Source organism: Microbacterium sp. SORGH_AS_0888, assembly GCF_030818905.1.
Taxonomy (GTDB): Bacteria; Actinomycetota; Actinomycetes; order Actinomycetales; family Microbacteriaceae; genus Microbacterium.
In genome coordinates, this window is record NZ_JAUTAZ010000001.1 from 2,515,529 (window position 1) to 2,529,168 (window position 13,640).

Sequence of the window (13,640 nt, forward strand, 5' to 3'; positions counted from 1 at the left end):
CAGGACCCTCCGAGGCTCCGAGCGCGCCTTTGTACCGGCACAGAGTGTTACGGCGGTGTCACGGGCTTCCGAACCCGCCGAAACAAACGCCTCGTACGGTTCGATGCACGTTCCTTCCTCACCCGTTCTTCCTCGATCCGGGAGGCAATCCCATGCGCAGTTCCCTGTTCACACGAGCGCAGCGAGGCGTCGCGCTGCTGCTCGTGACCGTCGCCGCTCTCGCGCTCGCCGCGTGCTCCTCGGGAGGCGCCGACCCCGGCGCGACCGGCAGCGGCGGATCCGTCATCTTCGTGCACGACCAGCAGGCCGGCGACGGCTCGGTCACCGACAGCACGATCGCCGGCGTCAAGGCCTTCGCCACCCAGCAGGGCTGGACCAGCTCGGACGTCTATGTCGCCGACTCCGCGAACTACGAGTCCACGCTGCGCAACGCCGCAGACGCCGGACCCAAGATGATCGTGACGGAGTTCTACCGCATCACCGACGCGACGAACGCAGTCGCGAAGGAATACCCCGACATCAAGTTCCTCCACCTCTACGCGGACGAGGTCAAGCCCCCGATCAGCAACCTCCTCACGGTCGGATACGACACCTACAAGCTCATGTACGTGTCCGGGATCCTCGCGGCGACCTTCAGCTCCACCGGCAAGGTCGGCATGGTGATGGGTGACACGCAGCCCCTGATCGCCGCCGACTACAACGCGTTCAAGGCGGGCGCCCAGGCCGCGGCCCCCGGGATCCAGGTCAGCTACGGCGTGGTGGGCAACTACGACGACGCCGCGAAGGCGCAGGAGGTCGCCGAGCAGCTCTACGGCACCGGAGTCGACGTCATCCAGACGGACGCCGGTGGTGCGGATGCCGGCACGATCGCCGCCGCGCAGGCGGCGCCCGGGCGATACATCGTCGCCAGCAGCCTCTCCGCTCTCACGGATGCCGCGGCCGTCACGCTGGCCGTCAGCGGGCTCGAGTTCTCCGACTCGGTGCTGGAGACGGCGCCGATGCTGCTCGCGTCCGACTTCTCCGGTGGACACTACGCGACCGGCGTCGGCGACGCGCTGAAGCTCACCTACCCGAAGTCGGCGCCCAACACCGGGATCTCCGCCGCCTACGACAAGGCGCTCGCCGCGGTCAACGCCGCGCTGCCCGACATCAAGAGCGGCGCCACCGAGGTGCCCTTCGTCAACACCGTCGGATAGCGGACGCCCCCGGTGACCGCGGGTGCCTCCCGGCATCCGCGGTCACCGGGGCCCGCAGTGGTCCCCCACAGGAGACTCCCATGCCTCAGAGCCCCAGCATCGACTGCGCGGACATCACCGTCGCGTTCGGCGACTTCCTTGCGCTCGATCGCGTCGACGTCTCCTTCGAGCCCGGCAAGATCCACGCGCTCGTGGGCCAGAACGGCGCCGGCAAGACGACGCTCGCCCGGGTCATCGCGGGCCTCGTGCCTGCGACGGCGGGGCACGTCGCCGCCGACGGCGAGGTCGTGGCCAACGGTGCCGTGCTCGCGTCCCGCGCGCACGGCATCGAGATGGTGCACCAGAGCTTCGCGCTGCCGCCGTCGATGACCGTCGCCGAGGCGCTCGAGTACGGCTCGACGAGGCGATCGGGGAAGATCTTCAGCCGACGGCGGCTCAACGCCTTCTGGCAGCGCTACCTCGACGAGTCCGGAGTCGCCGTCTCCGCCGAGGCCAAGCTCCGGAAGCTCCCGATCGAGTCGCTGCAGGCCATCGAGATCGCCCGCGCGCTCGCCGGAGACGCCCGGACCCTCATCCTCGACGAACCCACCGCCGTCCTGCCGCCCGATGCGATCTCCCGGCTGTTCGATCGGGTGCGACGGCTCCGAGACAGCGGCGTGACGGTGATCATCGTCCTGCACAAGGTGCGCGAGGTCCTCGAGATCGCCGACACCGTGACGGTGCTGCGCCGCGGGCAGCTGATCGTGCGCACGGTGCCGGTGGGCACCCTGAGCGCGGCGGACTTCGCGGCGACGATCGTCGGGACACCGGTGGAGGGTGCGGATGCGCCGTCCCTCCTCGGGGCGACGTCCCTCGCCGAGCCGGTAGCCGCCGCGCCGTCGCCCGCCGCGCCGGCCGGACCGGGCACCGCCCTGGTGCAGCTGCGAGAGGTGACGAGCGCTCCCTCGGACGGCGGCTCGCGGCTCTCGCGCGTCGACCTCGAGCTGTTCGGCGGACAGATCGTGGGCGTCGCCGGGGTCGAAGGCAACGGTCAGGTCGCCTTGGCCGAGACCATCGCGGGCATCGTCGACATCCGGTCGGGCGAGCTGCGCATCGCCGGCACGACGGCGACCGCGCTCGACCCGCTCCGGCGCCGAGCCCTCGGGCTGCGGATCATCCCGTTCGATCGCAACACGCAGGGCCTCAGCGGATCGACGCCTCTCTGGCAGAACTGGGCGGTGCCGTTGATGGTGGGCAGCCGTCGTCGCCGGGGCCCGATGCGTCCCGCCGTGCTGAAGGCCGAGGCGGACGCCGCGCTGCGCCGCTGGGACGTGCGATTCCGTTCCGTCAATCAGAAGGCCTCGGAGCTGTCCGGCGGAAACGCGCAGAAGGTCATCATGGCGAGAGAGCTCGATGCCGACGCGAAGGTCATCATCGCCGCCCAACCCACCCGGGGACTCGACCTGGGCGCCGTGGAGGGGGTCTGGCGGGCACTGCGGGACGCGCGCGACGGCGGCGCCGCCGTCCTCCTCATCTCCTCCGACCTCGATGAGCTGATCGGCATCTGCGATCGCATCATCGTGCTGCTCAGCGGCGAGATCGTGCTCGACGAGGCGGGCGGCCACGACATGCCCTACGACATGGCAGCCATCGGACGCGCGATGACGGGAGCCGCGGCATGAACGGCGCGACGCTCACGGTCCTGCGCCGGGTGGCTCCGATCGTCGCGGCCGTCGCGATCTTCGTCGTGGTGCTGCAGATCGCCGGCTTCGCCGGCGGAGACGTGGTCGGCGCCATCGTGAAGGGCTCGGTGGGAACCCCGAACGCGCTGCTGCAGTCGCTCCGGTGGTCGATCCCGCTCATCATCATGGGACTCGGCGCCGTCGTGAGCTTCCGCGCCGGGTTCTTCAACGTCGGCGGCCTCGGGCAGTTCTATCTCGGGGCGATCGGAGCCACGGCCGTCGCGGTGGGCATTCCCGCCGCGGTGCCGAGCTGGGTCGCGATCCCGTGCGCGATCGCCGCCGGCGCGCTCATGGGAATGATCTGGTCGCTGATCCCGGGCATCCTTCGTGTGTTCTTCGGCGCCGACGAGGTGGTCACCACGATCATGGCGAACTTCATCGCGCAGTACCTCCTGCTCTACCTCGTCTCCGGACCCCTGATGGACCGTTCCAGCGCCACGGCGCAGGGCGCGGCGAGCCCTCCGATCCCCGAGGCCTTCCGCATCTCGACCAGCAACGGGATCTCTCCCGTCACGATCGGCATCCTGGTCGTCGTCATCGCGGGCGTCGCCTTCCTCATCCTTCGGACGTCCTTCGGCGTGCTCAGCGGCATCGCCGGCCGCAACAGCGCGATGCTCCAGTGGCAGGGCGTGAAGGTCCGCCGCATCGGGCTTCAGGCGTTCGCCCTCTCGGGAGCGCTGGCCGGTCTCGCCGGAGCGATGGAGATCCTGGGGCCGACCGGCAAGCTCATGCAGGGGATCTCGCCGCAGGTCGGCAACAACGCCATGCTCGTCGCGCTGGTCGCGGGACTCTCCGTGGCCGGCACCGTCTTCGCGGCCTGGTTCTTCGCCATGCTCACGGCGGCCAGCCTGTTCCTGCCCATCGCGGTCTCGCTGCCGGCCTCGGCGATCGTCGTGTTGAACGGGATCATCGCGATCCTCGTGACCGCGCAGGTGAAGCTGCCCCGTCGATGGCGCCGACGCCGCGTCGCGGCGGCGGTGCCGGCGCAGGCGGAAGGGGAACGCTGATGGATGTCGTCGCGGCGGTCTGGCAGAGCTCGGTCCCCCTGGTGCTGGCGGCGCTCGCCGGCGCGCTCGCGCAGCGCGCCGGCATCTGGCACCTCGGCCTCGGCGGCCTGATGTCGTTGGGAGCCATGCTCGCGGTCGTCGTCGGAACGCGGAGCGAGAACGTCTGGATCGGCGTCCTCGCCGCGGTGATCGCCTGCGTGGCCGTGTCGGCCGTCATGTGGGCGACGATCGTGCTGCTCGGCGCGAACCCCATCATCGTCGGCATCGGCGTCAATCTCATCGGCACGGGCGGCACGGTCCTCACGGTCGTCGCGATCTACGGCAAGGAGGGCGCTGTCTACTCGGATGTGTCGCTGCCGAAGGTGTTCGCGGGAGCGCCCGGCGTCTTCGGGCAGCTGTCGCTCGTGACCGCCGTCACGCCGATCGTCGCGGTGCTCGTCTGGCTCCTGGTCTGCCGAACACGATTCGGGCTGAAGCTCACCGCCACGGGGGACTACCCCTTCGCCGCGCGCAGCGCAGGGATCTCGCTGCCGCGGATGCGGCTGTGGGCCCTCCTCCTGGGCGGCGTCCTCACCGCGCTCTCGGGGTGTCGAGCTCGCACTCGGGCCCCTGGGCGCCTTCACGCCGAACATGGAGGCCGGACGGGGGCTGATCGCGTTCGCCGCGGTGATCCTCGGGGCCGCCCATCCCCTCGGCACGGTCGCGGCGGCGGTGTTCTTCGGCGCCGTGAACTACTTCGGGATCTGGGCGCAGATCAACTGGGCCGGCATCGTCGACCCGAACTTCATGCTGATGCTGCCGTACGTCGTGACGGTCCTCGCCGTCGTGATCACGGCGCAGGTGCGTGGGTCGAAGGATGTGCAGAACCTCGTCGAGATGAGGGACGGCTGATGCGCCGCCGCATCGACGCGCGACCACGGGACGAGAGGGACACGACAGACCATGACAGCGTTCGAGCCTGAGCCGTCCACCGGTCTGGGCGGTCTCTTCCCGCCGCTCGAGCTGCGCGGCGTGCATCGGGACGGCCCCGCCCCCGGCGGGCGGCGGCGGGTGATCATCGACACCGATCCCGGCCAGGACGACGCGATCGCCATCCTGCTGGCGTTGGCGAGCGTCGAGCTGGAGGTGCTCGGACTCAGCATCGTCGCCGGCAACGTGCCGCTGGCCTCGACCGTGCAGGCGGCACGTGCCGTCGTCGAGCTGGCGGACCGCCGCGACGTCCCGATCCACGCCGGAAGCAGCCGTCCCCTCCGTCGTCAGCTGGTGACGGCGGAGCACGTGCACGGCGACACCGGGCTCGACGGACCCGAGCTCCCGCCCCCCACGGTCGCTGTCAGCGACGAGCACGCCGTCGACTTCATCGTGCGCTCGCTTCGCGGCGCGGAGCCGGGGGAGATCACGCTCGTCACCCTCGGTCCGTTGACCAACATCGCGCTGGCGTTCTCGCGCGCGCCGGAGATCATCCCCCGGGTGCGGGAGATCGTGATGGTGATCGGAAGCCTGCACGAGGGCGGCAACATCACGCCGCTCGCCGACTTCAACTGCTACGTCGACCCGGACGCGGCCGACGTCGTGCTTCGCAGCGGGGCGCCCATCGTCGCCATCCCGATGGATGCCACGCACTCGATGCGCACGACCGACGTGCGGCTGGACCGGCTCGCCGCGAACGGCAACCGGTGCTCGCTCGCCGCCGTCGAGATGCTCCGCTTCTCGCAGGTGTTCGACGTCGAGAAGTACGGCTGGGATGCGGGGCCGCTCCACGACCCGTGCGCCGTGCTCTACCTGATCCGCCCCGACCTGTTCACCGGGCGTCGCGTGAACGTCTGCGCGGTCACGGACGGCTCGGTCTCGGTCGGGATGACGATCGTCGACTGGTGGGGGGTCTCCGGGCGTCCCGCCAACGTCGACTTCATGCGTGACGTCGAGGTGCAGCCGGCCTTCGACCTGCTGACCGAGAGGCTCTCGCTGCTGCCATGACCGCGCGCCCCACCCTCGTGTTCACCGACCCCGGCCAGGACCAGGCCGCGGCGCTCTACGCCATGCTGGCGGCGCCCGAGGCGTTCGATGTCCGTGCCGTGATCGCCTCGGCCGGCAACATCGACGTCGACACGGCGGCGCGCAACGCGCGGATGCTCCTCGACGCCGCCGGGCGATCCGACATCCCGGTCCACCGGGGCAACCCGGCGCCGCTGGCCGGCAGCCTGGTCACGGCCTCGCACGTGCACGGGGCGACCGGCCTGGACGGCTACGACTTCCCGGAGCCGTCGGTGCCGCCGGACCCCGAGGACGGAGCGTCGGCCGCTGCACGGCTGCTGGCCGGCGCGGCCGTCGGCGAGTACACGGTGGTCTGCCTGTCCCCGATGACGACGCTCGCCGCCGCCATCCTCCAGGATCCCGGCGCGCGCGACGGCGTCGGCCAGATCATCGCGTTCCTGGGCGCGTACTTCGAGGGCGGCAACATCACCCCCGCCGCGGAGTTCAACTGCTTCGTCGACCCTCATGCCGCGCACGTCGTGCTGACCTCCGGCGTGCCGCTCACGCTGCTCAGCCTCGACGTGAGCCATGGGCTGCGTGCGACTCCCGAGCGGCTCCGATCCTTCGAGGGGACGGGCACGGTCTGCGGCGGCATCGTCGCCGACCTGCTGAGGTTCTCGGAGGCTTTCGACCTGCGCAAGTACGGCTGGGACGGCGCGCCCCTCCACGGTCCGAGCGTGCCCCTGGCGTTGCTGGAGCCGGGCCTGTTCTCCGGTCGCAGGGTCAGCGTGCGCGTCGAGACCACGAAGGGGCCCGCCTACGGCGCGCTGTCGGTGGACTGGTGGTCCGTCACCGACGAGTCGCCCAACGCGCTCTACCTGGCGGGCGCGGACGCCGACGGCTACTTCGCGCTGCTCACCGAGCTGTACGGGAGGCTCCCGTGACACCGTCCCGCCCGCTCAACGAGCTGATCCGGGATGTCGCGATCCTCGTCTCCGACGTCGATCGCTCGGTCGCGTTCTACCGGGACGTGCTGGGCTTCCGTCTGGAGCACCGCATGCCGGGGTTCGCCGATTTCGTCGGTCCGCAGGTTCGGCTGGCGCTGTGGGAGCGTGCCCACTTCTCCTCCCACATCGGCTTCGACCCCGGCACGGACGGCGGCGGCCCGCAGGTCATGATCGCCGTCCACCTGCCGGCTCCCTCGGACGTCGACGCCCAGCACCGGATGCTGCTCGATCGGGGAGTGGACGTCATCCGCGCGCCCGCCGACTACCGGGCGTGGAATGCGCGGGCGCTGTACTTCCGTGGCCCCGACGGCGAGGTGTGGGAGCTCTACGCCTGGTTCGACGGCGGCGAGCCGGGAGAGCTCTGACACAGACCGAGTCCCGCCTCGGAACGGAAGGAAGACGAACGATGACGACCCCCTCGAACGCCGGGCGCTTCAGCCCCCAGGCGGTGATCCGCCGCAAGCGCGACGGTGAGGAGCTGCACGCCGATGAGATCCGGCGGTTCGTCGCCGGTGTCACCGACGGGACGGTCGCCCCGGCGCAGCTGGGGGCGTTCACGATGGCGACCTACCTCAACGGGATGACGCCGGAGGAGACCATGTCGCTCGTGCTCGCGATGCGCGACTCCGGGAGCACGATCGACTGGCGCGACCACGGGGTGGACCCCCGCCTCGTGGTCGAGAAGCACTCCTCCGGCGGTGTCGGGGATGAGAAGGTGACCCTGCTCGTCGTGCCCATCCTCGCCGCGCTCGGCCTCGTGGTCCCCAACATGTCGGCGTGGGGCCTCGATTACTGCCCGGGCGAGTGCGACATGCTCGACGCGGTTCCCGGCTACGTCGCCCAGCCGCGCCTGGCCGAGTTCGCCGGCATCGTGGCGCGCACCGGCGGCGGCATCAGCGGCCCGACCCCGGATCTGGCGCCCGCGGACACCGAGATCTTCCGCGTGCGCGACGTGAGCGCGACGGTCGAGTCGGTCCCGCTGATCGCCGGGTCCATCCTCTCGAAGAAGCTGTCCGTCTCGCCCTCCGGTGTCGTCATCTCCGTCGGATGCGGCGATGGCGCGTTCATGCACACGCTCGACGAGGCCCGCTCCCTCGCGATCGCGATGCGCGACGTGCTCACGCGCGTCGGCATCCCGAGCGTCCTGCTCATCACGGATCTGGAGTCGGTGCTGGGCACGAGCGTGGGCAGCGCCGTGGAGATGCTCGAGGTGGTCGACTTCCTCACCGGGGCGGCGCGCGACCGACGGGTGCGGGAGCTCGTGGAGGCGCTCTGCGTGGAAGCGCTCGTGCTGACCGGACGGGTCGCCGATGCCGCGCGCGGCGCAGAGCTCGTCGCGGAGGCGCTCTCGTCCGGCGCCGCTGCGGCCAAGTTCGACGAGATCCTTCACGCGCAGGGCGGTCCGGCGGGCTTCACGGAGCGCGCAGCGGACATCCTTCCGGCTGCGGCGGTCGTGCGTCCCGTCCACGCGGGGAGTGACGGCTGGCTGGCGGGCATGAACACGACCGAGGTCGGGCTCACCCTCGTGCAGCTCGGCGGCGGCCGGGTCGAGCCCGGCGCGGCCATCGATGTCACCGTCGGCTTCACGGGGTTCGCGCAGATCGGTGATCCCCTGGACGAAAGCCACCCGATCTGCGTGCTCCACGCGCGTTCCGAGGAAGAATGGGAGGCAGCGGCCGCGCGTCTGCGTGCCGCGATGTCCGTCTCGGACACGTCGGTGCCGCAGGCCGGGTCGATCGTCCGCGAACGATGGGAGGGGAGCCCCGCGTGAGCATCGGGATCGCCTCGCCCCTGTTCGAGCCGCTGCGCATCGGCGCGCTCGAGGTCCCGAACCGGATCATGCAGACGGCTCACTCCAAGCAGTACTCCGACCGGGTGGAGTCCGACCGCGAGACGGCCTACTACGTGCGGCGGGCGGAGGGCGGGTGCGGCCTGTTCATCGCGGGCAACCACTTCGTGCACCCGAGCGGGTCGATCCGCAACTTCGAGGACGCCTTCCGTCCCGAGTCGGTCGAGAGCAACCTCCGGATGACGGAGGCCGTCCACGCCGCGGGCGCGCGGATCATGGTCCAGCTGAACCATCACGGGGCGCAGGCGCAGCCGGACGGCCCCGACGGTCCCCGGCCTGTCCTCGCCCCGTCGCGCCTCATCTCGCCCTCGACCCAGCACGCGACGGTGGCCGCGACGGCGGCGGACATCCGTGAGCTCGTGGCCGCGTGGGCGCGCTCGGCCGAGTACGCCCGGCTCGGCGGCTTCGACGGCGTCGAGATCCACCTCGCCCACGGGTACCTGCTGCACCAGTTCCTCTCCCCGCTCTACAACGCCCGCGTCGACGAGTACGGCGGCGGGATCGAGGGTCGGACGCGCTTCGCCCGTGAGGTGCTCGTCGCCGTCCGTCAGCGGGTCGGCGACGACTACCCCGTCGGCGTCCGGATCGTCGCCAATGAGCACCATCCCCAGGGTCTCGGGACGGCGGACATGATCGAGGTGATCGCCGCCCTGCGAGCGGAGGCCCGCATCGACTTCCTCGACCTCGCCGCGGGCGGCTACCACAACGTCCACTACGTGTTCCCGTCGTCGGCGATGCCGGCGGCCTGGCTGCGGGAGGACGTGACGGCGATCAAGCGCGCGAATCCGGACGTGCCGGTCTTCGGGGTCGGCGCGGCGCTGAGCGTGGAGCAGGCCGAGGAGGTGCTGACCGCGGGAATCGCCGACATGGTCGCGCTCACCCGCGCACAGATCGCCGACCCCGACCTCGCCCGCAAGCTCCGCGACGGTCGAACGGACGAGATCCGCCACTGCATCCGTCTCAACCAGGGGTGTCTCGGCCGGGGCAGCCGGGGGCTGCCGGTCTCGTGCACCGTCAACCCGCTCGCCGGCCGCGAGCTCGAGCGCCCGAACCGGTCGGCCTCCTCCCTCGCGCAGCGCTGGCTCGTGGTGGGCGGCGGTCCGGCCGGGATGCGTGCGGCCGTGGAGCTCGCCGAGGACGGCCACGCGGTCACTCTCGTCGAGGCCGACGACCGACTGGGAGGCCAGCTGCGTCTGGCCCGCCGCGTCCCGGGACGGGAGAGCATCGGTCTTCTGGTCTCCGATCTCGTCCGCGACCTCGACGCGGCGGGCGTGGAGGTGCGCCGAGGGCTGCGGATCGACGGTGCGCGGCTCGACGCGCTCGTGGCGGCCGAGCACTTCGACGGTGTCGTCATGGCCACCGGCGCGACCTCGCCCGAGGGCACCTCGCTCGCGCTCGGCGGCGCCTATGTGAACGGCTTCCCTCCGGCGGGGACCGTGAGCGCCTTCCGGGCGCTCGCCGACCCGGCCGCGCTCGGTCGCCGTGTGCTCGCGGTGGACGCCGACGGCACGGCCTACGCCTCCGGCGTCGTGCTGAGCCTGCTCGCGCAGGTGCCGGAGGTCGAGGTCGTGACCCCGTTCGAGGCGGTGTTCCCCCACGTCGGGCCCGGCTACGACCGTCCGCTCCTGCTCGAACGGTGCGGCGCGCATCCGGGTTTCCGCCGCACCACGGCGCACCGTGTCCTGCACATCGAAGGAGCCGCGGTGAAGATCCAGGACGTCGTGACGGGCGAGGTCTCGGAACGGGTCGGGATCGACACGATCCTCGCGATCGAGCCGCGGCAGGCCGCTCCCACGTGGCACGCCGCCGGCGTCCGTACCGTCACCATCGGGGACGCGCGGGCGCCTCGGAACATCGACGCCGCGATCTACGACGCCGTCGAGCTCGCGTACGCGGTGGCGGGCGCGTCCGTGTGAGGGGGGGCGGGCGCGAGCCCGTCGGAAGTCACGAGAGAAGGAAGGCACGAGTCGTGGACCAAGAACGTGTGGATGTCGTCGAGCTCAGCATCGCCGACATGCTCCGGGCGCTGCAGGAGGGCCGGGTCACGAGCGTCGACCTCGTGTGCGCCTATCTCAACCGCATCGCCTACTACGATCGCACCGGACTGTGCCTGCACGCGATCGCGGTGCTCAACCCGAACGCGATCGCGGAGGCCGAGGCGTCCGACCGCCGCCGGCGCGCCGGGCTCGCAGGGCCCCTGGAGGGCATCCCCTTCACCGTGAAGGACAGCTACAAGGTCGCAGGGCTCACCGTCGCGTCCGGCAGCCCCGCGCTCGCCGAGCTCGTCGCGACGGAGGACGCGGCCGGCGTCGCGCTGCTGCGCGCGGCGGGCGCCGTGCTGCTCGGAAAGACGAACATGCCGCCCATGGCCGCGGGCGGCGTCCAGCCGGGCCTGTACGACTACGCCCGGAGCCCGTACAACCCGGACTATCTGACCGCCGCCTACGGCTCCGGGTCGTCGAACGGCTCGGGCACCGCGACGGCCGCGAGCATGTGCGCGTTCGGCATGGCCGAGGAGACCGTGTCCTCCGGACGCTCGCCCGCCTCGAACAACGCGCTCGTGGCGTACACGCCCTCGCGCGGCGTGCTCTCGATCCGCGGCAACTGGCCGCTGCGCCCCACCTGCGACGTCGTGGTGCCGCACACGCGCACGGTCGACGACCTGCTCGCGCTGCTCGACGTGCTCGCCGTCGACGACCCCGAGACGACCGGCGACTTCTGGCGGCAGCAGCAGGTCGTCGAGCTGCCGGCGGCCTCGTCCGTCTTCGAGCGGCCGCTGCAGCGTGCGCGTCCCGCTCGGCTGGACGGCCTGCGCATCGGTGTGCCGCGGCTGTTCATCGGCGAGGACACCGTGCCCCTGGACCCGCCCGTGATCCGCGCGACCGTGCGCGCCCTGTGGGACCGCGCCGCCGACGACCTCCGAGAGCTCGGCGCCGAGGTCGTCGAGGTCGACTTCCCCGTCGTGTCGAACTACGAGGAGGACCGACCCGGCGCCCAGGGACTCCCGGACCGCGGTCTCGTGCCGCCGGCCTGGCGGTCCATCGAGGGCGGCCCGGTCACGGCGCTCGCGCTCGACCAGTTCCTGCGGATCAACGGGGATCCCGCTCTCCGCAGCTGGGCGGACGTCGACGGCGACACGGTGTTCCCCCTGGCCGACGCGCCCGTCCCGGTGTGGATCACGCGGGCCCGCGGCGGGTTCGACTGGCAGCGGCTCGCCGAGCTCGTCAAGCAGGGCCTTCCGGCGGCCGTCGACGACATCCCCGGCGTCCCGCAGCTGCTGCGCGGGCTGGAGGAGGCGCGCAGGCAGGACTTCGAGCAGTGGATGGTGGACGAGGGTCTCGACCTGGTCGCGTTCCCGGCGGCGGGCGACGTCGGCCGCGCCGACCTCTTCGACCGCGTCGAGAGCCTCGAGGCGGCGTCGCGCAACGGCGTGGTCTACTCGACCGGCAACCGCGTCATCCGTCACCTGGGCATCCCGACCGTGACCGTGCCGATGGGCTGCATGGCGGACACGCAGATGCCGGTGGGGCTGACCTTCGCCGGCGCGGCCTACGACGACGACCGGCTCGTCGACTGGGCGCGAGCCTATGAGCAGGCGACCCGCCGGCGCGTCCCCGCGTTCCTCACTCCCTCGATCCCGAGCAACCAGATCGCCGTCGCGGGCGACGAGACGGGAGAGGTGCCGGCGGATGCGGCCGCGCACACGACCGAGATCGTCCGGCTCGACCGCTCCTGGCGGGTGACGGTGCGCCTGGCCGGCCCCGTGGCCGACGGCGTGCGCACCGAGGTATGGGCGGACGGCCACATCCTCCGTCCCGTCGACGGCGAGCCGGGTGTCTACGCCGGCTCGATCTCGCTCGCGCGCGCACGGCTGTTCGACGAGGTCATGGTCGTCGTCAAGGTCGGTCACACCGCCGCGGCCGTCGGCTTCGCGCCGCTGCCGTCGGCGGCCTGAACCCTCAGCGCAGACCGAGCTCCTCGACGACGGCCGCGATCCTCGTGCGGGCGGCAGGGGAGAGCGGCTGGATCGGCAGCGGCAGGCAGCCGTGCGGGGCGAGGCCGAGGTGCTCGGCGATCGCCGCGACGACACGGATGCTGCCCCCGAACTCGGCGAACAGGTCCCAGAGGGGAGCGAGTCGTTCGGACTCCGCCACGGCATCCGCGACGGCTCCGCCCTGGGCCGCGCGCGTGATCGTGAGAGCGGCCTCGGGGAACAGCCCGCCGATGACCGAGTACCACGCATCGCAGCCCGCGGTGAGGCCGGACGCCGCCGACGCATCGCCGGATATCCCGATCGTGACGTCGGCGGGGATCACGGCGCGGATCGCGGCGACGTGTCCTCGGGCCGTCTCGGGATCCGCGGGCACAGGGGGGATCTTGAGGGAGGCGATGCCGGGCAGCGCCGCGACCCGCGCATAGAGCTCGTTCGTGAACGTGACATGCGTCGTGCCCGGGTTGTCGTACACGATGACCGGCAGATCCGTGTGCGCGGTGACCGTGCGGTAGAGCTCGAACACGTCGTCCGCCGTGAGGCGCTGATACGTCATCGGCGCCAGCAGCAGACCCGCGGCGCCCGCATCGCGCGCCGCCTCCGCGTTGGCGATGACGTGCGAGGTCCGCAACGCTCCGATGCCGACGAACACAGGGATGCCGGCGGCGTGCTCCACCGCGAGTCGCGCCACCGTGCGGCGCTCCTCGACCGTCAGGTAGGCAGCGGAGCCGGTGGACCCGAGCGCCGTGATCGAGTCGACGCCCGCGGATGCCAGGCGCTCGACGAGCTGGGCGAAGGCGTTCTCGTCGAGCACGTCATCGGCCAGCGGGGTGAGGGGGAAGGCGGACAGGCCCGTGACATCCACGGTCATGGCGGCTCCTGGTGAGGTCGGGGC

11 protein-coding genes and 1 pseudogene are annotated in these 13,640 nt (G+C 71.7%); 11 read left to right on the top strand and 1 reads right to left on the bottom strand.

From position 1 onward, the window contains the following. Positions 1 to 152: 152 nt before the first annotated feature. The 11 genes and pseudogenes from QE381_RS12270 to QE381_RS12320 all read left to right on the top strand — a co-directional run bounded on the left by QE381_RS12270 (position 153) and on the right by QE381_RS12320 (position 12,709). Positions 153 to 1,196, top strand: a complete 1,044-nt coding sequence (locus QE381_RS12270) for a BMP family ABC transporter substrate-binding protein (RefSeq protein WP_307218548.1) — start codon at positions 153 to 155, stop codon at positions 1,194 to 1,196. An 80-nt stretch (positions 1,197 to 1,276) separates the two neighbouring features. Further along, positions 1,277 to 2,857, top strand: a complete 1,581-nt coding sequence (locus QE381_RS12275; RefSeq protein ID WP_307218549.1) for an ABC transporter ATP-binding protein — start codon at positions 1,277 to 1,279, stop codon at positions 2,855 to 2,857. Beyond that, positions 2,854 to 3,924, top strand: a complete 1,071-nt coding sequence (locus QE381_RS12280) for an ABC transporter permease (protein ID WP_307218551.1) — start codon at positions 2,854 to 2,856, stop codon at positions 3,922 to 3,924. Before QE381_RS12275 ends, QE381_RS12280 begins: the two co-directional genes overlap by 4 nt. Next, positions 3,924 to 4,454, top strand: a pseudogene (locus QE381_RS17920) (hypothetical protein); the annotation flags it as partial. The gene QE381_RS12280 and the pseudogene QE381_RS17920, both read left to right, overlap by 1 nt. Before the next feature lie 100 nt (positions 4,455 to 4,554). Beyond that, the gene (locus QE381_RS12290; protein WP_307218556.1) at positions 4,555 to 4,815 is read left to right on the top strand and encodes a hypothetical protein; all 261 of its coding nucleotides are present in this window, start codon (positions 4,555 to 4,557) and stop codon (positions 4,813 to 4,815) included. A gap of 51 nt (positions 4,816 to 4,866) precedes the next feature. Next, positions 4,867 to 5,901, top strand: a complete 1,035-nt coding sequence (locus QE381_RS12295) for a nucleoside hydrolase (RefSeq protein WP_307218557.1) — start codon at positions 4,867 to 4,869, stop codon at positions 5,899 to 5,901. Beyond that, positions 5,898 to 6,842, top strand: a complete 945-nt coding sequence (locus tag QE381_RS12300) for a nucleoside hydrolase (protein WP_307218559.1) — start codon at positions 5,898 to 5,900, stop codon at positions 6,840 to 6,842. The genes QE381_RS12295 and QE381_RS12300 overlap by 4 nt, the downstream gene beginning before the upstream one ends. Further along, positions 6,839 to 7,270: a VOC family protein gene (locus QE381_RS12305; RefSeq protein WP_307218561.1), complete on the top strand. Its 432-nt coding sequence runs from the start codon at positions 6,839 to 6,841 to the stop codon at positions 7,268 to 7,270. Before QE381_RS12300 ends, QE381_RS12305 begins: the two co-directional genes overlap by 4 nt. Before the next feature lie 41 nt (positions 7,271 to 7,311). Next, entirely contained in the window at positions 7,312 to 8,676 is a 1,365-nt protein-coding gene (locus tag QE381_RS12310; RefSeq protein ID WP_307218562.1) for a thymidine phosphorylase, read from the top strand. Beyond that, a complete protein-coding gene (locus QE381_RS12315; RefSeq protein ID WP_307218563.1) occupies positions 8,673 to 10,670 on the top strand; it encodes an NAD(P)-binding protein in 1,998 nt (665 codons plus the stop codon). Before QE381_RS12310 ends, QE381_RS12315 begins: the two co-directional genes overlap by 4 nt. A gap of 53 nt (positions 10,671 to 10,723) precedes the next feature. After that, complete coding sequence (locus QE381_RS12320) at positions 10,724 to 12,709, top strand: amidase (RefSeq protein WP_307218565.1); 1,986 nt, start codon at positions 10,724 to 10,726, stop codon at positions 12,707 to 12,709. A 4-nt stretch (positions 12,710 to 12,713) separates the two neighbouring features. Here the strand turns inward: QE381_RS12320 and QE381_RS12325 are convergent, their stop codons facing one another. Then, the gene (locus tag QE381_RS12325) at positions 12,714 to 13,616 is read right to left on the bottom strand and encodes a dihydrodipicolinate synthase family protein (RefSeq protein ID WP_307218567.1); all 903 of its coding nucleotides are present in this window, start codon (positions 13,614 to 13,616) and stop codon (positions 12,714 to 12,716) included. Between the last annotated feature and the right edge of the window lie 24 nt (positions 13,617 to 13,640).